Below are 21,758 nucleotides of genomic sequence, written 5' to 3'. Positions count from 1 at the left end.
GGGCCGCCGCGCGGCACGGTTTGTTTGCCGGTCCGCCGGGTAATCCAGCTGCCATGTTGATCCGCAGAATCGCGAGGCCCCTGCTGTCGGCGGTGTTCATCGGCCAGGGCATCGACTCACTCCTCAATCCCAAGCCCGCGGCCGAGGCCGCGGCGCCGGCGGTCGACGGCCTTCGCGCCCTGCCGGACCCCGTCGGCAGCGCCATTCCCAGCGACCCCCAGACGTTCGCTCAAATCAACGCCGCCGTTCAGATCGGCGGCGGACTGCTGCTTGCCACCGGCAAAGCGCCGCGGATCGCCTCGGCGGCACTCGCCTTCACGGTGCTGCCGGCCAACCTCGGCGCCCACATGTTCTGGAGCGAAAGCGACCCGGCGCTCAAGGCCCAGAAGCGCAAAGACTTCCTGACCGACCTGAGCCTGCTGGGCGGGCTGATGATCGCGTCCGCCGACACGGCCGGCAAGCCGTCGCTGGGCTGGCGCGGACGCCAGGCGGCCGAACGGCTCTCCGAACGGGTTTCCTCGGCGCTGCCCGGTTCCTCTGACGGGTCGGACACGTTCGACGAGCTCGGCGAGCGGATCGTGCACGGCCTGCAGGTCGGCGCCGAACGCGGCCGCGAACTGGCCAGCACCGCCGCCGAACGGGGCGCGCCCTACGCAGAGGCCGCCCTCGAACGCGGCCGCGAACTGGCCAGCACCGCCGCCGAACGGGGCGCGCCCTACGCAGAGGCCGCCCTCGAACGCGGCCGCGAGCTGGCCAGCACCGCCGCGGAGCGGGGCGCCCCCCTGGCCAAGAAGGCACGCAAACGCGGCGAGGAACTGGCCAGCACGGCGGCGGAAAAGGGCGCGCCGCTGGCCAAGAAGGCACGCAAACGCGGCGAGGAGTTGGCCGACACGGCCCTAGACCGCGGGGCGGAACTTGCCGAGATCGCGCGGCTGCGGGGCAGCGAGTTCGCCAACACGGCGGCCGCGCGCGGCAGTCAACTGGCCGACGCGGCCCGCGAACGGGTCGCCGACGGGGTCCCCACCCGTCGGCGCCGCCGCCCCTGGTAGTCGCCGCGATCGAGCGCGCTACGGCCCGGCCCGCACCACGAAGGCGTCGACGATGGCGTCGACGGCCTGGCCGGCATCCGCGGTGATACCGGCCTCGTCGGGTCCGAGGGGTTCCAACGCGTCGAATTGCGACCGCAGCAGGCCAGCCGGCATGAAATGGCCGGGCCTGGCGGCCAGCCTGCCGCCGATGAGTTCCGGTGAACCGCGCAGGTGCAAGAACTGCACCCGCGGGCAGTGCGCCCGCAGCCGGTCGCGGTATTTGCGCTTGAGCGCCGAGCAACTCACCACCCCGCCGCCGCGATGGTCGCCCAGCCAGGCGCCGACGGTTTCCAGCCAGGGATAGCGATCGTCGTCGTTCAGCGGTTCACCGGCGGTCATCTTGGCGATGTTGGCGGGCGGGTGCAGGGTGTCGGCGTCCACGAAGGGCACGTTCAGCCGCCGCGCCAACGCCGCGCCCACCGTCGACTTGCCCGATCCCGAGACACCCATCACCACGACGGGCGAGCCGGCGGCTACTTTCGTAGGTTGCGGTTCCATTCCACCCAACCCACGCCGGCGCGGCCGTCCGCCGTGCTGACGCTGACCCACGCGCGCGGAAACTGGCTCACCCGCCCGTCGGCGGCGACCAGGCGCACCGGCGCCTGGCCACGCACCTCGATGTCCGCGGTGATGCCGCCCGGGTTGAGGTCGAGCGTCGCTTTCAGCGGTAATCCGTTGTCGCCGAAGGCTTCCCGGGAGGCGACGGTATCCAGCTCAACGATGTTTCCGCCGGCGTCCTGGGTGTAGCCGATGCTGAACGCCGGCGCGCCCGGGATGCGGATGTTCACGCCGTGCAGGTGGGTGCCGTCGTCGAGGTGCAGCGCGCTCCAGATCCAGTCCATGCTCCACCAGTCGCGCACCCCCCAGGAGTGGTCGCGCTGCCCGGGCACCGCGTCGACGCGGTAGCTCTTGTCGTCGACCGTGACGGTTCCCGTGACGGTGCACGGGATTTCGTAGCGCGTCGTGACGCGATACTGGTACGGGGTGCCGTCGGTGGCCCACACCAGATTCATCGTCATCTCGACCGGGGTTCCCGGCTCGCCGCGCAGCAACGCCGACGGGTCGGGGTACGCCTGGGCCCGCGCCCGCACGTCGACGCGGTAGGCCTCCAGCGGCGCGGCGGCACCGTGGCCGACCTCGAGTTCGTCGGTGCGCAACAGCCACGGGTCCTCCGGCAGCGGCACTTCGGCATCGACGGCGACGGTCGGCAGGCCGGGCCCGCATAGCAGCGCGTGCACCAAAGCCGTGCGCCGGTTGGCGATCAGGCCGATGCGGAACCAGCCGCCCAATCCCTGTGCCGCATCGGCGAAGTCGGCATACCAGCTTTCGCTCCACAGCGGTTCCGCGGTCGGGCTGTGGGCGAGTTCGTCCTCCTCCGCCGGCCGCAGCGGCTCCGCCGTTGCCGCGTCGGGCAGCGTCGCCAGCGCGTCGGTGTCGAGCACGTGGTCGCAGTTGCGTTCCAGCATCGTCATGAACATCCGGTCGCCACGGTCGGTGCGCTCCACCAGCATCGACGAGACGATCGCCATCATCACGCCGAAAAAGCTTTGGCGCCGGACCCCTTCGGCGACGTCGGCGAGGCTGATCGGCGCCGCCGGCCCCAGCGCCTCGTGGTAGGCGTGCAGCAATTCGTCATAGCGCTCCCGGCGGTCCTGCGTACGCAGCGCGCAGCCGAGGAAGTACGCCAGGTCCGTCAGCGCCGGCCCCCAGGACACGGTCTGCCAATCGACGACGGTCAGCGGGCGGTCGGCCCCGGCGGTGCCGAACAACATGTTGTCCAGCCGGTAGTCGCCGTGCACCAGGCCCCGGATCCGGTCCTCCACAGACTCCTGCGCGAGGTAGCCGTCGAACGCGGCCACCAGGCGTTCGCACACGACGCGGTGCTCGGGCGCGATCTCCTCGCCGTAGCGCTCGATGAAGCCGGCGTACAACGGGGCGATCATCGCCTGGTTGAGCGGCGAGTCGCGGTTGAGCCACGGCGCGTCGGCCAGCGACGCGTCGCCGAGCAGCGGGCCGTGCAGCCGCCCCAACTCGACTACGCCGAGGCGGGCCTGTTCGCTTGTCGCACCGGCGATTTCGTCGCCGACAACGGCGGGTCCCGCGTCGCCGAGCAACAGGTCGAACGCGCCCGTCGCGGTGTCGACAGCGGCGTGATAGCAGGGCGCGATCGGCCCGCCCAGGCGTGGCGCGACGTCGCCGTAGAAGCGGACCTCGCGTTCGTAGAGCCCCAGCGCCGACCCCGTCTGCCGGCTCACCGGGTCGGACGCCGCGACCTTCAGCACCACCGACTCGGGCCCCCCGGGGTCGGCGTCGGCGTAGGTGAGCCGGACGCGGTAGCACTCGCTCATCTGGCCGGTGCCGATGCGGTCCACGGCGAAGTCGGCCAGGGGCCCCGTGCCGATCGCGGCGGCCAACCAGGCGGCCGTGAGGTCGCCGGGTCGTTCGATGACTTGCTCAGTGTCGGCATGCATGACGGACAGCGTGCCAGTTCAACGCGCCAGTGAGAAGCCGTCCCACGCCATCCGGCGATGGGGGTGCGGATCGAACTCGATCCGGCTCTTGTGGTCGAACACCATGACGGCGCGGTCGTCCGGGGTGTAGGCCGGCCAGTCGTCACCCGGCGACCCGGTGCGGCTGAAGGACCGCCACCGCCGCTGCACGTGGTTGCTGACCCGCAGCGCCGCGCGTCGATCCGCGGCCGCGGTCAGCAGCGCACCGAACCGGGTGCGATAGACGTCGAAGACCGCCAGCAGCTCGGTGGCATGCGTGGCGCCCAGGCCCGACCAGCGCAGCGTCCGCGGGGCGTAGTCGTACCGGTACAGATACGTCGGCGCGTGCCGGCCGTGGGCCTCGGCGATCTGCCAGGCCGCCGAGCTGAACGCGAAGTCGCCGCCGAGCTGGATGCAGGCCGACGGTGCCGGGTAGTCGGGGTACGCGGCGGTGATGCGTTCGCGGGCAGCGGGTTCCGTGTCGGCCAGCAGCTCTTCGATCATCGACTCGTTCGTCGGCAGCATGCGCAGGAAGCGGGTGAACAGGCGGCCCTCTTCGGCGTTGGTGCCCACGATCAGCGGCACCCGATGCGCGCGGCCGGTCCGCATCGCCTCGACCGGGTCCACGGGCAGCACGTCGTCGCCGAAAACCGGGCCGATCGGGAAGGCGCCGAGCCTGTTCTCCATGCCCTGGTCGATCAGCCGGTGCTGGGTCTCGACAAACTGCGCCGCGGACGCGCGCAGCAACGCGGTGGCCGCGTCCTGCCGGCGGGCGCCGAGCAGGCGGGCGAAGCGCGTCGCGAACTCGGCCGCCGTTTCCCGCGACCGCACCATGCCCGAGGCCGGGCTTTCCGAAATGGCCTGGGCGAACAGGCCTTCGGCCGCGGGCACCGCCAGCAGGGTGGCGGTGATGTGCGCGCCCGCACTCTCCCCGAAGATGGTGACCTTGGCCGGGTCCCCGCCGAATTCGGCGATGTTATCGCGGACCCACTGCAGCGCCAGCACCAGGTCTCGTAGGTAGAGGTTGCTGTCGATGGTGATCTCGGGGGTCGACAGCGACGACAGGTCCAGGCATCCCAGGGCGCCCAGTCGGTAGTTGACCGACACGTACACACAGCCGCGGCGCGCCAGCGCCGCCCCGTCGTACAGCGGCGTGGCCGAGCTGCCCAGGATGTAGCCGCCGCCGTGGACGAAGACCATCACCGGTAACGGCTTGTCGGAGGGGACTTCCGGCGTGACGACGTTGAGGGTGAGGCAGTCCTCGCTCATGGGCTGGTAGCGCCCGACGCCGAGCAGCGTGTAGCGGCGTTGCTGGGGCGCGCAGCTGGTGAAGCCGTGGCAGTGCCGCACACCCGACCACGGCGGCGCGGGCTGCGGGGGATGGATCGCCAGCGGTTTACGCCATCGCGGGTGAAGCCTTCGACGGTGCCGGCGGTCGTACGGGCGCGGATGGTGCGCTCATGCATACCAGTGACGGTAGCTGACAGTGTGCCCGTATCGCGCGGGCAGCGGCCGAACCCCGGGCGTGGCGGTTAGCCTGGCGGGATGCGGATCGCCGCGCTGGTCGCAGTCACGTTGCTGGTCGCCGGATGCTCTCACCCGGCCGGCGACAACGCGGGACGGCCACAAACCACCCCAGAGAGCTCGGCAGGCGCCGCCCCGACGACCACCGCGCCGTCGGGCAGCAAACCGCCGGCACCGGCCGGTGCGCCGGCCTCGGGCGCCGCGATCTCCGACGTCGTCGCCTGGATCGAGGCAGGTCACCCCGCCGACCCGAGCGGCTATCACAGCGCGACGCGGGAGGGCGCCACCACTCCGCTCGGCAACGACATCGCCCTGACCGCCCAGGGCGGCAAAGTTTCCTGCATGACCGATGTCAAGCACACCGGCGGTGCGCTGGCCTGCCTGGTGAGCCTGACCAATCCCCCGCCGCGCCCCGACACCGCCTACGGCGACTGGAAGGGCGGCTGGGTCGACTTCGACGGAACGAACCTGCAGGTCGGGTCGGCGCGCGCCGATCCGGGTCCGTTCCTCAACGGCAATGGACCCGAGCTGGCGGGCGGGGATTCGTTGTCGTTCGGCGACTACCGGTGCCGCGCCGACCAATCCGGGCTGCTCTGCGTGAACTACGCCCACCAGTCGGCGGTGCGGTTCGCGACCGCCGGCATCCAGCCGTTCGGTTGCCTGAAGTCGGCGCCGCCACCGGACGGTGTCGGCGCGGCGTTTCGCTGCTGAGCGGGATCCCTGGCCCAACGACGACTTGTTGCGTGAAATCACGAAGATTTGGCGCAACAACCCGACGCTGGCGGCGCTGAATTTGCCGCACCCGTGGTGTGTGCGTGCGACGATTTGCCGATGGACGCCGACGATCCCGAAAAGCGCATCGCCGACCTGGAACGTCAGCTCGCCGAGCAGAAACGCATCGCCGAGCTGGAACGTCAACTGGCCGAAGCCAAGGCGGCCGCGGGGCACGATCCCGACGACCGCGCACGCCAGTACGCGCAGTCGTTGTGGGAGGGCCTGCGCACCGGCGGACCGGTGGGGCCCGGAGGGCCGTCCGCCCCCGAGATGGCGCAGCACCGAGAGGCTTTCATGCAGGCCGCTGCCCAGGCGGGCCTGTCGCCAGAACAGATCGACAACATCTTCAAGCACGGCAAGGCGACGTTCAAGGTGGGGCATTCGGTCGTGTATTCCGGGCAGGGCGCCACCGCGGACTACGGCACGCTCGCCGGCATCCGACAGCCACCCGGCTTCCCGCACCAGGTCGGCTCGAAGCGCCAAGTCGCGCAGGGCCGCCGCCGGCCGTGGGGCATGCGCGGGTGGCCGGATCGCATCGGGGCGATCATCGGGGCCCTGGGCCTGTGCATCGGGGCCGCCGCGTCGTTGACCGCGACGATGCCGGCGAGCGCGATGTGGACGAGCCCCTTCGTGTGCGACAGCGGATACCAGCTGGCGTACGACACCACCAACTACAGCTACAAACCCGGCCAGTCGGGGACCAGCGTGAGCTTCGAATGCGTCGGCGCCACCGGCTCGTACGAGCCCAGCTGGATCGCGATCGACGCGCTGCAGACGATCCTGGCCGCCGCGGTGTTGGGCGCCGCGGTGGGCGTCGGCTTCCTGATCTGGCGCGCCTTCCGCAGGCAGAGCTGACCGTCAGCCGGGCCGGGTGGCGACGGCGGCGAACAGCTCGCTCATTTCGTCGGCGGGCCCGCGCGGAACGGTGTAGCCGGCTTCGTCGCGAATCTCCTCGAGGTGATCGCGCACGTCCTCGACGGACAGCCCGGGACTGTAGAAACCCGTTGTCCTGCCGATGAAGAACCGTGCGACGTGTCCCGCGCCGGCGGTGTAGATCTCGCCCGAGACCGGACAGTCCCGGTGGGTCAGGAAGGCCGCGACCGGAGCGACGAGCGACGGGTCGAGTTGCGCAAGGTATTGGCCGACAAGGTCATCCAGCACCGCCTGCGCCGCCGCCTCACCGGGCTGCCCGGCGCTCTTCAGGGATTGCTCGAGCATCCGCGTGTATGCGATCGGGGCGATGGCGTTGACCTTGATGTCGTGGGCGGCCCCTTCGGCGGCCAGCACCCGGGTGAAGCCGATCAGCCCCGTCTTGGCCGCCCCGTAGTTGCTCATGCGTTCGGCGCCAAGGATTCCCGCCGCCGAGCAGGTGTTGAGGATCCGGCCGTAGCCGCGCTCCCGCATCACCGACCAGGCGGGCCGCGTCACGTAGAACGCGCCCCTCAGGTGCACATCGATGAGGGGTTCGAGCCGTTCGGCGGTCATGTCCTCGAACGGTGCGTCGCCGACGATCCCGGCGTTGTTGATGACGATGTCCAGCCGCCCCCAGGCGCTCAGGGCGGTGTCGACGATGGCCTGTCCACCGGCGGGATTCGTCACGCTGTGACTGTCGGCGACGGCCTGGCCGCCGGCGCGACGGATCTCGTCGACGACGGCGCTCGCCGCCGCAGCGTCGGAGCCGTCGCCGGTCACCGAACCCCCGACGTCGTTGACGACGACGCGCGCGCCCCGCGCCGCCAGCAGCAGCGCGTACTGCCTGCCCAAACCGCCACCGGCGCCGGTGATCACGGCGACCTGGTCGTCGAACCGCAGGTCTTTGCTCACCAACTGACCGGCAACTCTTTCATGCCGTAGATGTTGGCGTCTTTGAACCTCAGTTCCCCGGGCGCCACGGCCAACTTCAGCCCGGGTAGCCGGCGCGCCAGCGTGGCGAACGCGACCTGCATTTCGACGCGAGCCAGGTTCGCTCCGATGCATTGATGCACGCCGTATCCGAAACCCAAGTGCCCGCGGGGGTTTCGGCCGCACTCGAAGGATTCCGGGTTGTCGACGAATTCGGGGTCCCAGTTTCCGGCGGGCAGGTTCATCATGACGAACTCCCCCGCCCGAATCAGCTGACCACCGATCAGCAGATCTTCGGTTGCCACGCGATCGACCTGACTGTGCACGATGCTGAGGTAGCGCATGAGCTCTTCGACGATGTTCGCGATCACGGCGGGGTCGTCGGTTTGCCCGAGTCGTTCGAACACCTCGGGATGTTCCAGCAGCGCAACGGTTCCCAGCGAGATCATGTTGGCGGTCGTTTCATGTCCCGCCTGCATCATGATCACGCAGTTCATGGCCGTAGTGGCATGGTCGAGTTGGCCGGTAGCCACATAGTCTGTGACCAGGCGGCTGATCAAGTCGTCGCCGGGTTCGCGCAGCTTGCGCTCCACCAACTCCTCGATGTAGGCGTACATGGCCCCGAACGCCTGCCCCTTTTCTGCGTCGGTGGACTTCTGGTCGAGCCCCTTCGTCGTGTTGCGTTGGAAGAGCTCGAGGTCTTCGGGCGGGACCCCCAGCAGCAGCGCGATCACCATTGACGGCACCGGCAAGGCGAATTCGCGCACCAAATCGGCCGGCGCACCGTTGTCGACCATCTGGCCGAGATAGTGATCGACCATCTCCTGGATGTGGTGCCGCATCGATTCGCAACGCCGAAACGTGAAGTTGGCGGTCATCATGCGCCGCAACCGGTGATGCTCGGGATCGTCGGTCCGCGCGAACATCACCGGGACCTTGTTGTCGGCGTCCGTCGGCATGATGGAGTCCGGAATGGTCTTCGCGGACAAGCGCGGATCGACCAACGCCGCCCTGATGTCGTGGTAGCGGCTGACCACCCAGACCGGGTTGCCCTGGAACATGGCCCTTTGCAGGCCGGGTTGTTCTCGCCACTGCGCGAACTCGGACGGGGGCGCGAGCGGGCATTGCCCCGGCCGCGGGACGGGCAGCACCGGAAGATCGGCATCGGGGCAGGGTTCGGCTGTTCCGAGAGATGTGGAAGTTGTTGCCATAAGCCGCGTTTCCCATTAAGTGTCAGACGACTGCCAGTTGTAGAGCCTAAAGCCCGGCCTGGTGGCAGTCAACTGTCGGTTAGGCTGTCCACATGTCCGGCGTTGAAGACCGGCCATTGCGGGCGGACGCAGTACGCAATGTCGAGCGCATATTGCGCGCGGCGCGGGACGTCTATGCCGAATTCGGGCCCGACGCACCGGTGGAGGCCGTCGCGCGCCGTGCGGGGGTGGGTGAGCGAACGCTCTACCGCAGGTTTCCCACCAAGGCCGACCTGGTCCGGGCGGCCCTCGATCAGAGCATCGCCGAGGACCTCACTCCGGTAATCGACAAGGCCCGGCGCGCCGAGGACCCACTGCGCGGCCTCACCCAACTGATCGAAGCGGCAATCTCGCTGGGCGCCCGCGAACACAGCCTGCTGACCGCGGCACGCCGGGCCGGGTCACTCACATCCGATATCTCGGTTTCGCTCAACGAGGCGCTCGACGAGCTTGCCCGCGAAGGCCAGCGAGCCGGCAGCATCCGCGCCGACCTGGTCACCGAGGACCTACCGCGCCTGATCGCGATGCTTTTCAGCGTGCTGGCGACGATGGATACGGACTGCGACGGCTGGAGACGCTATGTCGCCCTTGTCGTCGATGCGGTGGCGGTCAACGAGCGGCAGCCGTTGCCGCCGGCCGCGCCGCTGCGTTATGAGGTCGGGCCCGATAGCTGGCCGCTGTAGGGCCGGGCGAGCGGTTCAGTTGATGGTGACCCCGGCGTCGACCTTGAACTGCAACCCCGTCACGTATCGGGACTCATCGGAGAGCAGGAACAGCACGGCGCTGCTGACGTCGGCCGGCTCCACGGCCGGGGTGGGCATCGCGTTGACGAAGATCGGGATCAGGTCGGACCGTTGCTCACCCAACAGGGGCCCGAACGACGGCGGCACCATCCCGGTGAGTACCCCGGTGGGCAGCACGGTGTTGACGCGCACGTTCTGTGCCGCCAATTCATTCGCCAAGGCCAGCGTCAAGCCGACGACGCCGTACTTCGCCGAGGTGTAGGGCGTCTGCAGCGGAAAGCCTTTGATGGCGCCGGCCGAGCTGACGGTGACCAGGCTGCCGCCACCCTGGTCGAGCAGGTGCGGTATCGCGGCCGCGCAGGTGTTCCACACGCCGATGAGATTGACGTCGACCACCGTGCGCCACTGATCGGCGGTTGTCCTGTCCCAGGGCGCCACCGTGAGCACACCGGCGTTGGCGACCGCCCCGTCGAGACCCCCAAGCTCGCCGGCGCCGTCATCGACCGCGGAGCGCAATTGCGCCTCGTCGCGGACATCGACGATGCGACTCACGCAGCGGCGGCCGAAATCTTCGACCATCCTTGCCGTTTCGGCCAGGTCGTCTTCGGTGGCGAGGGGATACTCGATCTGCGGCAGGGACTGGCAGATGTCGACCAGGACGAGGTCCGCGCCTTCCTCGGCGAGTCGCAGCGCATGGCTGCGTCCCATGCCGCGGGCGGCGCCGGTGATCAGGATGCGCTTGCCCGCGACGCGCACCTACCGCTCGTTCCACATCAGGCCGCGCATCGTCGCGGAGAGCGGGATCTCCTCCACGCCGATCAGTCCCTGCGGCGCGCGGCACACCCAGTCGATCGCATTGACGGCCCGGCCCGCCGTCGAGATGCAGCCGGCATCGGTCGAATCGAAGACAGGGTGCGAAACATGGGTGTTGATTTCCACCCGCGGTTCACCCTCCACGACCACACGGTGCACGCCGGTGTGGCCCTCCGGCGGGAATTCCCAATCCGGCGCCGCCGCCTGGGTGAGCCTGGTGACGTGCTCGAGAGTGATCACCGGCGTGCCGTCACGGACACCCTCAGTGGCGAACCGCACCGCGGCCATCTGTCCGGGCTGCACCGTCATCATGGTGCAGTCGATGCGCTCGGGGGTGAACCAGCGTTCGATGCGCTGGCGCACTTCGTCGAGCTTGATGTCCAGATGGTCCGCCAGGCTGCGGACCTGGCCTCCCCACATCGCCACGATCACGCCGGGCAAGAACATCATCGGCGAGTCGTCGTCGGCTGCCGTTCCGAATCCCATTGCAGCGCCGGTGAACTCGGCGTCGTCGTAGTTTCCGTAGTCGAAAATCTCCTGCACGGTGATCGAATCGACCCGCGTGGTCAGACTGGCCGCCGAGTGCACCAGCGTGTCGCCGGAGAAACCGGGGTCGATGCCGTTGACGTAGAGCGAGGTGTCGCCGGCCGCGCAGGCGCGCTCCAGGGGCTCCCGCAGCCAGTCGTCGGCATGGCGGGGTGTGACCAGCCAGACCATCGAGGTACCCACGACATTGGTGCCGGCCGCGAGGAACGTGGCCATCTGCTCGATGGCCTCCATCGGCCGGGTTTCCCCTTGGGATGTGTAAACCACGCAGTCCGCGCCGAGGGCCACGAGGGCGTCCATGTCGTCCGTGGCGATAATGCCGGTCGGCTGGTCCAGCCCGCAGAGTTCGGCGGCGTCCCGGCCGATCTTCGCGGCGCTGGCGGCGTGCACCCCGACCAGTTCGAGGTCCGGCCTGCCGATGATGGCCCGCAACGAATGCCGGCCGACGTTTCCGGTGGAGAACTGAATGACTCTGCGCACGGTTACCCTCGTCCTTCCAGCGGCGGGTGATGTCCCATCATGACGCGTACGGTCGCGGCACCGGGTCAGTAGTCGGGTATCGGCAGCGGCGAATTGTTCGAGTCGATGCCGCCGTCGACGTGGAAGGTCGCGTTGGTCGCGTAGCAGTCGCGGGTGCACAGGTACACCGCGAGCCGCCCGAGGTCCTCGACGTCGCCCAGCCGATGCAGGGGTGTGGCCTCCTGCATCTTCTCCAGTGACCCGGGCATCAGATCCAGGCTGCCCCGCAGACCGTCGGTGGCGAACGAACCCAGGGCGATCGCGTTGACGCGAATCTTGGGGGCGAGTTCCTGCGCCATGGCGCGGGTCAGCGCTTCGAGACCGCCCTTCGCCACGCAATAGGCGGTCAGCGCCCGGATGCCAAAACGCGCAGAGCCCGAGGAGATGTTGATGATGGACCCGTGTCCGGCACTGAGCATGTGCGGCGCCACCAGCTGACTCATGATGAAGGCGGAGGTCACACACCAGTCGAACGTGTGCCGGAAATCTTCGTCGGTGATGTCCAGGAACCGCGCGTAGGTCGACCCACCGACATTGTTGACGAGAATATCGATGCGGCCGAGGCGCTCCATGGCCGTGTCCACGACGCGTTCTGAGTCCGGACGACTCATCGCGTCGGCAACGATCGCGACGCCCTTGCCGCCCGCGGCCTCGATACCGTCAATCGTGCCAACGATATCCGCCTCGGTACGTGCGGTGCCCACAATCGTGGCCCCGGCCTCCGCCAAGACCCGGGCAATGCCGGCCCCGACACCCTTCCCGGCCCCCGTGACGATGGCCACCTGTCCATCCAGGCGGAACTGCTCCAACGCCATGGCGGGCTCCTTCGATCGTGCGCAATGAGTGCGCGTTCAATCTAGGAACGCTGCTGACTAAAGTCAATGAATATGCCGGATGGGAATCCCTGACGGACGGTGCGGTCTTAGAATGATCAAGTTGTGCAAGCCTTTCTGACGCGGAGGCGGCATAATGGTCTGGTTAGCCTCGGAACTCTTGCATGAGTCAGGTCAATCGTGAGGTAAGAAATGGCTGTGACGGATCGGCTGTCTGCGCGAGAAGCCAAGCGTCTGCAGACGAGAGAGCGTTTGATGGGCGCCGCGATCGCGGAGTTCACCCGAGCCGGGATGGCCGAGGCCGACGTCAGCGCCATCGTGTCGGCGGCAGGAGTCGCCCACGGCACCTTCTTCTTCCACTTCCCCACCAAGGAGCATGTGCTGCTGGAGCTAGAGCACCGCGAAGAGGAACGCATAGCCAAGCAGTACGCCCAATTCCTGATGAAGTCCAAGCACGACCTTGCTTCGGCGTTGAACGAGGCGGTCCGGCTGGTCGTCGGATTGGAACGCCGACTGGGCGATCTGCTCTTCAATGACTTTCTCGCGCTGCACTTCTCCCAAACCCGTCCGCAGACCGAAGACGGCAGGGATCACCCCTTGATCGTTTTGGTCGCCCAGGAAATCGCGCTTGCCCAAGAACGCGGCGAGGCGGATTCACAGGCCAATCCCATGAACAGTGCGGTGTTCTTCCTCTTGGGTCTCTACGCCCTGTTGATCACCACCAACCACTGGCCGACTGGCCACGCCCTGCTCGAAGACTACGTCGCAAGGACATTGCGCGGCCTAAAGCCCTGACCTGCAACGCCTTACACCACTAGCGCACCACACCGCGCAACGGCACCAAACCAAGCTCTTTGTGGGTCAAAAAGCCCGGCGCGGCCTCGCATACGGCCGGAACCGTATTCGCCGGGCCCATAGCGGTCCAGGTGTAGCCGGGCTTGGGGTAATTTCCCTGTGGATCGGCCCAGGCGCCACCCGAGGCGACGACGTTCTTGCCCGAGCGCAACAGGCGGCAGACTTCGTCGGGATCCGACCAGAGCGGCGCGTAGAACACGCAGTCCGCATCCAGCGCTTCGATCTCGGCGTTGTCGGTGGTGGCGAGCACCCCGATCGGCCGGGTTCCCACGAGCTCCCCGGCGTCCTTGCCCACCTTCTCCGGACGGTTACAGAGCACGCCGACCACCTCGAAGGCGGGGTTGTGCGCGAAGTGACGGAGCGCCACCGTCCCGACATTGCCCATGCCCCACTGGATCACGCGGTATTTCTTGTCGGCCGGCGACTCGAGCGTCATTGCTCCTCCTTTGCGTGCACCGAGTGCGCGATGACCAACGGACGGTTCCCAGCCGGCCGCACACCAGGCCGCAACGGGTGAGCGCTCGCTGAGCGTAGGCGTGCCCCGAACGGCCTGTCAACGATACAGAGCTGACTTTCGTCAGTGGAAATTGCAGCGCCATCTACGGGAACTGTCGCAGTACCAGCTAATAGCCCTATGCGATAGCGAGAGCCACGGGATGCCACTGTGGCCGGCCAGCGACTCGAAATGACTTCTGCTGACTATAGTCAGCCTGTTATAGTGCACGGGCCGATCCAATCAGCATGACGGGGAGGGCTCGTGAATCTGCCGAAGCTGCGGCAGCGTGACGCCGGCATGGGCACGGCCGCCGGGTCAACCGGCGCCGCCGCACCGAGCCTGACGATCGACGAACACCTGGAGCGGTCGCAACTCGCGCAGCGTCAGGCCGACAAGTGGCTCGTCGCCGGCAGTCTGTTGATCGGCACCGCCGCCCTCGGCGTTTTCGGCTTGCCGCTATTCGGATGGGGAGTGCGGTTGCAGCGCCGTGCCCAGCGGGACGGCCTCTCTGTACGCCCGATGCTGGTCACGTTGCTCGGCTACCTGGTCATCATCGACGCCGCGATCAACACCGTCGGGTGGGCGCTCGACCTGGTGGCAAGCCACACGCTGCTGGCCCGAGTGCTGCTCAACGGGTGGGGCAACATGTTCGACGCCGGCTACTTCTGGCACTACAACGAACTGTGGATCGGTGGGGCGGCCGGCCCTGGTGAAAAGGCCATGGAAGTCGGTCTCATCCTGACCGTCTTCACCATGCGCATTGCCGCAGCCATCGGCTTCCTGCAAATGAAACGCTGGGGCCATCAATGGATGGTCATCACCTGCTGGATGGGCGTGGTGATCTGGATTACCTACGTGTTCAACATGACCATGTTCGCCGACGTGCGCTTCGCCGGCGTCGTGCTGCCGGTCGTCGGCTGGTGGCTCTACGACATCTTCTACATCACCCCGTTCCTCGCCATCCCGTACCTGCACACCGTCAACCGCGAACTCTTCACCGACTGAGCGTGGCGCGATGAGCATCCTCACCGAATTCACACAGCGACCGGCGGTCGATTCATTAGCAAGGAGGTCAAATCGTGGGCTATGTGTGGGAGATCCTTCGCTACGTCGCCGCCTGGGGTGGCACCGGACTGATCATCTGGTTCTGGTACTGGCTGTTCTCCAACATCGGCACGTTCTGAACCGCGGACCGGGCAAAAGGCGCAGCACGCCGGATTCGGCCCATGGCTGAGTATTCCGATGCCCATGCGATGGCGCTGGAACGGAGCTGCGCCGTCACGGCGGTCGCGCTCAGCGAGCAGCGCCGCGAGGGCGTCCGGCTCATCACCGGCGAACGACGCGGCTTCGGTTTGGACGCAGCGCTCTCCTTCGTCCATGTCCCCTATCCCGCCCCCAATGGCTGGACACGTAGAACGCTGACATGCGGTGTGGCCCTGCAGTGTGCACCCTCGAAAGAACGCATCACCGAATATCGCCTCAACGAGCTATCTGCGCGCGAACTGCGCGCGCTCACGCTTGTCGAAGGTGGCGTCGCCCTCGGCTGGATGGCGTCGCGGTGCCCCGGGCTGCTGCCCGAGGTTCACCGGCTGCTCCCCGAGATCCGCGCCGAAGCCGGTGACATGGATGCCGCCGAAATGCTCAACCGGGCAATCGCATTGGCAGCTACCGGCCAGGCGTTGGCGGTTCATCCGCTGCTGGGCACTTTGCCGCCGGCCCACACAGCACCGCACGGATTGGCCGACAGGTTGCGGCGCAGCTTTGGCAGGATGCCATGGACGACGATGCAAAAACGTCTTCCACGGCCGTATTCGGTTCCCGTCGGCGGCGACGGGGGCGTCCGCAATCCCAACCTGCCGCCACCGAGCCGGCCGCAGGACAACGATCTCGACATCACACCGGACCACCGTCCCGGTATCCCCTATCCCGAATGGAACATGTGGACACAGCGATTCATGCGCGATCACGTCGCCGTGATCGAGACTGCCGACGCCCAACGCATCGGCCGCACGGTGCCCGTCGCCGTCGACGTCCGCAAGTGGTTCGAAGAACACACCCATCGTGCGATGACAAACCGCCTCGAAGACGGGGCCGACGTCGACGTCGACCAATACGTCAGCCATTACATCGACCTGACGACCGGAGCGGCCAAGGAGCCGAGGATATTTCGCGACCTGTTGCCCAGCGGACGCGACGTCACCACGGCGTTGCTGCTCGACGGCAGTTCTTCGCTGGGTGTACACGGCGGCCGGGTTTTCGAGCTCGAACTGGCCTGCGCCGATGCGCTTTCGCGCGCCATGACGCAGGCGCGTGAGCGTCATGGCATCTTTGTATTCACCGGCAACACCCGCCATCGGGTCGAAGTGCACCGTCTGAAGGACTTCGAAGACCGCAGGTTTGTGCCGCCGAGCGGGCTGGGCCTGTCCACCCGCGGGTACACCAGACTCGGTGCACCACTTCGCCATTTGACGAGCCGGCTCCTGGAGCAGCCCTCCGAGCGCCGCCTGCTGATCGTCATAGGCGACGGTCTGATCTCTGATGAGGGCTACGAAGGCCGTTATGCCTGGGCCGATGCCGCGCATGCCGTCGAGGAGGCGAACGATGCCGGGGTGTCGCTGTACTACGTGGGCGTGGGACCGACTCGAGTCGATCCCCTTCCCGAGGTATTCGGGCCTCGCCGGTCGCAACGGATCCGGCGCATAGAGGAGCTGCCCCGGGTGCTGGCCCATGTCCACCGTGAACTCGTCGCCGCGTGACCACCGACTGGGGAAGAGATGACCACCGAGACATATTTCGCTCACGGCAACGAAGTTCAGCTGTTCGAACAGGCCTTCCGCCGGCGCATTCCGGTAATGCTGACCGGCCCGACCGGGTGCGGCAAGACGCGTTTCGTCGAACACATGGGCTCACTGTTGCAACGACCTGTGGTCACCATCAGTTGCCACGACGATCTCACGAGCTCCGATCTCGTCGGCCGCTTCATGGTGACCGGAGGCGACGTGGTCTGGACGGATGGCCCGCTGACCCGGGCCGTGAAAGCCCGTGCGATCTGCTACCTCGATGAAGTCGTCGAAGCTCGGCACGATTCGTTGGCGATCCTGCACTCGCTCACCGACCACCGGCGGTCGCTCTACCTCGACCGCGCCGGCGAGGTGGTGAAAGCACCGGAGGAGTTCATGCTGGTGTGTTCGTACAACCCGGCATATCGCAGCTCGCTGAAGGAACTCAAACCGTCGTTCCGCCAGCGGTTCGTCACGCTGGCGATGCAGTATTTGCCGCCGGACCGCGAGGCCCAGGTGATCGTCGCCGAATCCGGGGTTCCCCTTGCCACGGCCCAACGGCTGGTCGGATGCGCGGTCGCGGTCCGCACCGCCGACGAAGTCTTTCACTTCGAGCCGCCGTCGACCAGGCTGCTGGTTACGGCCGCTCAGCTGATCGCCTCCGGCGCTAGCGAATTGGATGCGGCCGACGCGTGCATACTCGCGCCACTGAGCACCGACGGCGCGGTCACCGACGGTTTACGCGAGGTCGCGGCCGCCAGCCTGGCCGCCTCGAACGCCTAGAGCAGTTGGCCACAGAAAGGAGCAACCGGAATGGACCGACAGGAACAGAAGCGCAAGAGGGCGCTCATCGTCTTCCAAATCTTCATCTACGGCTACCTGCTGGCGATGTTCGGCATCCAGCTCTACATGTCATTCGCCCGCGGGTGGTGGGACCTGTGAATCCTGTTGCCGCGCAGGCGGCAAGGTCAGCCAGCCTCGACGATCACCACGACGAATCCCGCCACGCGCAGCGCCGCGCCGACAAGTGGATGATCGTCGGCGCGGCCCTGATGGGCATGTGGGCGCCGGGCCTGATCGGGTTTCCCATTTTCATGCGTGGGGTATGGCTGCAGCGCCAGGCCCTGCGCGCCGGCCTGTCGGTGCGGCCCATGATCGTGACGCTGATCGGCTATCTGGTCCTGATCGACGGCATGCTCAACAGCCTCGGCTGGGCCCTTGACCTCGTCGCCAACCACACGTTGATCAATCGCGTGCTGATGGTCGGGTGGGGCAACATGTTCGACGCCGGCTATTTCTGGCATTACAACGAGCTTTGGGTCGGGGGCGCGGCGGGGCCTGGCGAGAAAGCCTATGTGGCGGGATTGATACTCACGGTGTTCTCCATGCGGGTGGCCGCGGCGATCGGGTTTCTACAGATGAAGCGGTGGGGCCATCAATGGATGGTCATCACCTGCTGGATGGGCGTGGTGATCTGGTCGGCCTACGTGTTCAACATGACCATGTTCGCCGACGTGCGTTACGCCGGAGTCGTATTCCCGGTGGTCGGCTGGTGGCTCTACGACATCTTCTACATCACCCCGTTCCTCGCCATTCCGTATCTGCACACCGTCAACCGCGAAATCTTCACCGACTAACCAGGGAGCACTGCGATGACCGAAACGTCAGCAACCGAGGCAAAGAACCCGACCGGGGATTCCGGGGATCTCGAGCCGGGGACGACGCCGTACTACGCACGAATGCACAAGTGGATCAAGCGCGCCGTCCTGGTGTGCCTGGTTGCACTGGTCATCGAAGGCGCGTTCACGTTGCCGTTCATGGCGGTCTATTACGGCTACCCCACGCTGAGCCTCACCGAAATCTGCAGTGAGCTGCTGAAGATCCGATACTCGAACGACACCCTGGAGTGCAAGTACCCGTACCCGCCGTTCGGGCCTCCGGAAGGCGCCGAGGGTAAGGCCACAGCACAGGATGTGTGGGGCATCCAGCCGATACCGAAATACCACAGGCTTGGGTTTCGCGAACTCGTCAGGATTCACGACGAAAGGCTCGCCCGGCAGGCCGCGCATCAGCAGCCGGTGCCGCATCCATGATCCCGGTGCCGAGTGTGGACGCCCTCGGCGCTCGGGAGTAGTGCATACTGCCACGCGGGGCGTTGCGGCCAGCTGAAGGAAATGACATGACGGCGGACAATCAATCGTCGCTTCATCACGTCGTATTCGCGGTGGCGCCCGAGCGGCATGCCGCCGCCGCGCAACTGTTCACGGACCTAGGATTCGTCTTCGAGAATTTCCAGCTGACCGAACTCGGCTTGGACATTCACCTCGACTGGAGTCGCGGTATCGAGGTGATCAGCCCGATTCCGGGATCGCCCGGTCCCGTGGCCGCTTCGGTCAACGAGTTCCTCGACAGTCGCGGCGACGGCGTGTACAGCGTGGTAGTCCGTGTCCCGGAGGCCTCGGCGGCCGAAGCCGTGGCCGAGCGCTACGGGGCGACAACGCGGTTCCGGCAGAGCATCGCGGGCGAGGGCTCCCATCTCGACGAAATCGACCTGTCGGTTCTGGGCCTGCCACTGACATTCCTGGCGACGGACATCCCGTAATCGACACCCGGCGCCGAGGTCAGGCTTCGAGCACGCGGATCTCCCCGGTCGTCCCGTCGACCTCGACGAGGGCGCCCGGCGGCAAGGATCTCGTCGCCCCTTGGACGTCCACCACGCAGGGGAAGCCGAACTCGCGAGCCACCACCGCCGCGTGCGACATCGGGCCGCCCAGCTCCGTCACCACGGCCGCGGCGTAGCAGAACGCGGCGGTGTAGCCGACGTCGGTGACCTCGGCGACGAGGATCTCGCCGGGTTGCAGGTCGTCGATGGTCTCGGGTCGCACGATCCGCACCCGTCCCCGCACCCGTCCGCCGCAGACGCCCACCCCGCGCAGGGTGTCCCCGCCGGCCAGCGCCGGCGCCGAGGTCTCCGACGGCTGCCAGCTCCCGCTGAATACCGTCGGCGGGACGACACCGGCCAGCCGGCGCTGTTCGGACCGCCGCCCGGCCACCAGCCTCGCGACGTCCGGTGGGAGACCGTCGAGTTCGTCGACCAGGAGAAAGAACACGTCGTCGGCGCTTTCTAAGATCGCGGCGTCGACCAACCGGCGGCCGTACTCCCGCAGCAGGCCACGCAGCACCCAGTTGGCCCGCACCACTTTGTCTCGCCGCATTTCGCGGTCCCGCAATTGGCGCACCGCCAGAGCCGCAACAGGCTTGGCGCGCAACGGAATCGCCGGGTGCACCGGTTGTGGCGCGGCGGCGGCGCTGAGGGTCTTGGTCACCATGCGGACCAGCAACTCCGGATCGTCGGCATAACTCGTCGACAGCATCTCGAGCTCCGCCGGGCCACGATGGCCGATCAGCGCCAGCTCGGCGAGCACGGCGGCGTGAAACTCGGGCGCGTCGACGGCCAGCTTGCCGATGCGCTCCCCCGGTTCGGCCAGCACGCGCAGCACGTTCGGGTCTCCTTGCGCCGCCGATACCAGCCGCTGCATCGCCTCGACCGACCGCGCGCTGACCAGTTCCGGGCCGGCCGACGGCGCGGTGTCGCGCCCACACAGGCCGCGCAACAACACGTTGTAGGCCGCGCAGAGCAGGAACGACCCCGCCGCCAGCACCCAGCCGTGTACCACGTGGTCACGCGCCAACAGGATCAGGCTGAGCAGCCGGCGACGGTCGAGTTCGGTGAGGTCATCGCCGGCGAGCCGCTCCAACCGATCGACGTCCGCGACGAAGGCCTGGGTGTCTGCGGCCGAACCGGCGCTCAGCCCCACCAGGTTGACGCCGAACACCCCGATGTTGCGCAGGGTCCGCAATTGCCCTCGGATACGGCCGGATTCCAGTGGCGGACGGTCCTCACCGAAGACCGGCAGGGACGCCATGCTCGGGCCGAAGAACCCACTGTTGCTGACCACCGTGGCCGGCTTGATGAACGGCACGGTCTCGGCCATGAAATGCGCGGTCGTGATGGCGCCGTAGAGCCGGTGGGCGAATACCGCGACCATGCGCATGGCGATCTCGCGTTGGATCATTCCCCCCGGCCGCAGCCGTTCGGCGACGCACACGGCGCTGGCCCGCAGCCCGCGCACGGTCGCCGACGCCGACGACGGCGAGAACGGGCCCGGCAGCGCCTCGGACAAGTTGGTCGCCAGGAACGTCGGGAATCGCGGGTCTATCGGTGTATCGAATTCCCCGTTAACCCCTTCCGGCCCGGCCAACGCCGGCGCCACGCCGTCGTTCGCGGGCGCGTCGACGGCGGGCAGATCCTGGATATGGGCCAGCCGCCAAGGCAGCGATATCACCCGCTTGCCCAGCGTCACCCGCCCGCGCACCGCCAGCGCCAGGTCTTCGAGGCATTCGTCGGCGTGCCACGCCGGCTGATATGCCCATTCGTCGTGCAGCCGTGAGGTATCCATCAACGGCGCGGTCCGCACCAGTTCCAGTTCGGCGAACGACGGCAAGCGCGGCCCGCGCAGCGGCACGATGCGACGCCCGAGAGCGGCGGCGATGCCCCGGAAAGTCGGCGCGCCGGGCGCGGCGAGATTGAGGACACCGCCGGGGATCTCGGCGTCAACGACCGCACGGATCAGCAGCCGGAGGGCGTCGTCGAGATGGACCAGCTGCACGCGGCGGTCCGAGGATCCGTTGGGAAAGACCGGCAGCGCCAGCGCCCGGCGCACCCAATTGTCGACGCCGCGACCGACGATGAGCGCGCAGCGGATCGCCACCGATTCGACGTCGGCGCCCGACAGCAGCTCTTCGACGCGGGCGCGGTGCAGGCCCTCGGCGGATGTCGGGTTCGGCGTGGCGGACTCGGCCTTCGGGCCGTCCGCCCCGCCGTAGACGTGTGCCGACGACGGGAAAACAATGCGCCGCGTGCCGCTTCCGGCGATCGCCTCGAGGACGTTGAGCGTCCCGCCGATGTTGACCTGCTCGCTGCCCCTGGCCCAGGCGCAATGCGCGACGACGTCCGCACCGGCGACGGCGCGCCCGACCGCGGCGGTGTCACGGATGTCGGCCACGACGAATTCGGCGGCACTGGGCCAACTTTCGGGCCGGCGCCGGGCGATGCCGACCACATCGTGGCCCTGGGTGAGCAACCGGGCGGCGAGGCCGCGGCCGAGCACGCCGCTGGCCCCGGTGACCGCGACTCTCACGGACT

General features: G+C 67.7%; 20 protein-coding genes and 2 pseudogenes. 12 read left to right on the top strand and 10 right to left on the bottom strand.

What is annotated here, in order from left to right:
- Positions 1-53: 53 nt before the first annotated feature.
- Positions 54-1,049 (top strand): DoxX family protein, encoded by a 996-nt coding sequence (locus tag MTAB308_RS00325; protein WP_077096785.1) that lies wholly within the window; start codon positions 54-56, stop codon positions 1,047-1,049.
- Between the two features lie 18 nt (positions 1,050-1,067).
- Here MTAB308_RS00325 and MTAB308_RS00320 read toward each other — a convergent pair whose 3' ends face one another.
- From MTAB308_RS00320 to MTAB308_RS00310, 3 genes and pseudogenes are all read right to left on the bottom strand, one after another.
- Complete coding sequence (locus MTAB308_RS00320) at positions 1,068-1,586, bottom strand: gluconokinase (RefSeq protein WP_077096783.1); 519 nt, start codon at positions 1,584-1,586, stop codon at positions 1,068-1,070.
- Positions 1,562-3,559 carry a DUF7064 domain-containing protein gene (locus tag MTAB308_RS00315; RefSeq protein WP_077096781.1) on the bottom strand — a complete coding sequence of 666 codons (1,998 nt, stop codon included), beginning with the start codon at positions 3,557-3,559 and terminating at the stop codon, positions 1,562-1,564. Before MTAB308_RS00315 ends, MTAB308_RS00320 begins: the two co-directional genes overlap by 25 nt.
- A gap of 18 nt (positions 3,560-3,577) precedes the next feature.
- Positions 3,578-5,043 (bottom strand): annotated as a pseudogene (locus MTAB308_RS00310) (carboxylesterase/lipase family protein).
- Between the two features lie 79 nt (positions 5,044-5,122).
- Between MTAB308_RS00310 and MTAB308_RS00305 the strand changes: the two are divergent.
- Together MTAB308_RS00305 and MTAB308_RS00300 are read left to right on the top strand one after the other, a co-directional pair.
- A complete protein-coding gene (locus MTAB308_RS00305) occupies positions 5,123-5,812 on the top strand; it encodes a hypothetical protein (RefSeq protein WP_077096779.1) in 690 nt (229 codons plus the stop codon).
- Between the two features lie 120 nt (positions 5,813-5,932).
- On the top strand, positions 5,933-6,730 hold the full coding sequence (locus MTAB308_RS00300; protein WP_077096777.1) for a hypothetical protein: 798 nt from the start codon (positions 5,933-5,935) through the stop codon (positions 6,728-6,730).
- 3 nt (positions 6,731-6,733) lie between these two features.
- Here the strand turns inward: MTAB308_RS00300 and MTAB308_RS00295 are convergent, their stop codons facing one another.
- Positions 6,734-7,699: an SDR family NAD(P)-dependent oxidoreductase gene (locus tag MTAB308_RS00295; protein WP_245831160.1), complete on the bottom strand. Its 966-nt coding sequence runs from the start codon at positions 7,697-7,699 to the stop codon at positions 6,734-6,736.
- The gene (locus MTAB308_RS29510) at positions 7,696-8,928 is read right to left on the bottom strand and encodes a cytochrome P450 (protein ID WP_077096773.1); all 1,233 of its coding nucleotides are present in this window, start codon (positions 8,926-8,928) and stop codon (positions 7,696-7,698) included. The genes MTAB308_RS00295 and MTAB308_RS29510 overlap by 4 nt, the downstream gene beginning before the upstream one ends.
- Before the next feature lie 92 nt (positions 8,929-9,020).
- Between MTAB308_RS29510 and MTAB308_RS00285 the strand changes: the two genes are divergently transcribed.
- Positions 9,021-9,650: a TetR/AcrR family transcriptional regulator gene (locus MTAB308_RS00285; protein ID WP_077096771.1), complete on the top strand. Its 630-nt coding sequence runs from the start codon at positions 9,021-9,023 to the stop codon at positions 9,648-9,650.
- 15 nt (positions 9,651-9,665) lie between these two features.
- On the opposite strand, the gene MTAB308_RS00280 is transcribed toward MTAB308_RS00285, so the two are convergent.
- From MTAB308_RS00280 to MTAB308_RS00270, 3 genes are all read right to left on the bottom strand, one after another.
- Positions 9,666-10,466 (bottom strand): mycofactocin-coupled SDR family oxidoreductase, encoded by an 801-nt coding sequence (locus tag MTAB308_RS00280; RefSeq protein WP_077096769.1) that lies wholly within the window; start codon positions 10,464-10,466, stop codon positions 9,666-9,668.
- Entirely contained in the window at positions 10,467-11,549 is a 1,083-nt protein-coding gene (locus tag MTAB308_RS00275) for an NAD(P)H-dependent amine dehydrogenase family protein (RefSeq protein WP_077096767.1), read from the bottom strand.
- Between the two features lie 65 nt (positions 11,550-11,614).
- Positions 11,615-12,403: an SDR family NAD(P)-dependent oxidoreductase gene (locus MTAB308_RS00270; protein ID WP_066913148.1), complete on the bottom strand. Its 789-nt coding sequence runs from the start codon at positions 12,401-12,403 to the stop codon at positions 11,615-11,617.
- Positions 12,404-12,613: 210 nt separating this feature from the next.
- Between MTAB308_RS00270 and MTAB308_RS00265 the strand changes: the two genes are divergently transcribed.
- Complete coding sequence (locus MTAB308_RS00265; protein ID WP_077096765.1) at positions 12,614-13,216, top strand: TetR/AcrR family transcriptional regulator; 603 nt, start codon at positions 12,614-12,616, stop codon at positions 13,214-13,216.
- A 169-nt stretch (positions 13,217-13,385) separates the two neighbouring features.
- Here MTAB308_RS00265 and MTAB308_RS00260 read toward each other — a convergent pair.
- A pseudogene (locus tag MTAB308_RS00260) lies at positions 13,386-13,712 on the bottom strand (NAD(P)H-dependent amine dehydrogenase family protein); the annotation flags it as partial.
- A gap of 357 nt (positions 13,713-14,069) precedes the next feature.
- Between MTAB308_RS00260 and MTAB308_RS00255 the strand changes: the two are divergent.
- The 7 genes from MTAB308_RS00255 (at position 14,070) to MTAB308_RS00230 (ending at position 19,154) form a co-directional block, all read left to right on the top strand.
- Complete coding sequence (locus MTAB308_RS00255; RefSeq protein ID WP_077097377.1) at positions 14,070-14,777, top strand: hypothetical protein; 708 nt, start codon at positions 14,070-14,072, stop codon at positions 14,775-14,777.
- 221 nt (positions 14,778-14,998) lie between these two features.
- Positions 14,999-16,528, top strand: coding sequence for a nitric oxide reductase activation protein NorD (locus MTAB308_RS00250; protein WP_077096763.1), 1,530 nt, complete (start codon positions 14,999-15,001; stop codon positions 16,526-16,528).
- Between the two features lie 18 nt (positions 16,529-16,546).
- Positions 16,547-17,335, top strand: a complete 789-nt coding sequence (locus tag MTAB308_RS00245; RefSeq protein ID WP_077096761.1) for a CbbQ/NirQ/NorQ/GpvN family protein — start codon at positions 16,547-16,549, stop codon at positions 17,333-17,335.
- Positions 17,336-17,365: 30 nt separating this feature from the next.
- Positions 17,366-17,494 (top strand): hypothetical protein, encoded by a 129-nt coding sequence (locus MTAB308_RS30165; RefSeq protein WP_255361372.1) that lies wholly within the window; start codon positions 17,366-17,368, stop codon positions 17,492-17,494.
- Entirely contained in the window at positions 17,491-18,189 is a 699-nt protein-coding gene (locus MTAB308_RS00240) for a hypothetical protein (RefSeq protein ID WP_077096759.1), read from the top strand. Before MTAB308_RS30165 ends, MTAB308_RS00240 begins: the two co-directional genes overlap by 4 nt.
- Before the next feature lie 15 nt (positions 18,190-18,204).
- The gene (locus tag MTAB308_RS00235) at positions 18,205-18,645 is read left to right on the top strand and encodes a hypothetical protein (protein WP_077096757.1); all 441 of its coding nucleotides are present in this window, start codon (positions 18,205-18,207) and stop codon (positions 18,643-18,645) included.
- Between the two features lie 86 nt (positions 18,646-18,731).
- Positions 18,732-19,154, top strand: coding sequence for a hypothetical protein (locus MTAB308_RS00230; RefSeq protein ID WP_077096755.1), 423 nt, complete (start codon positions 18,732-18,734; stop codon positions 19,152-19,154).
- A gap of 19 nt (positions 19,155-19,173) precedes the next feature.
- On the opposite strand, the gene MTAB308_RS00225 is transcribed toward MTAB308_RS00230, so the two are convergent.
- Entirely contained in the window at positions 19,174-21,753 is a 2,580-nt protein-coding gene (locus tag MTAB308_RS00225) for a sugar epimerase family protein (RefSeq protein WP_077096752.1), read from the bottom strand.
- Positions 21,754-21,758 lie beyond the last annotated feature (5 nt).

Source organism: Mycobacterium terramassiliense (assembly GCF_900157385.1).
Lineage (GTDB): Bacteria > Actinomycetota > Actinomycetes > Mycobacteriales > Mycobacteriaceae > Mycobacterium > Mycobacterium terramassiliense.
Note: the sequence above shows the minus strand (reverse complement) of the source record. Positions and strands in the feature narration are given on the sequence as shown.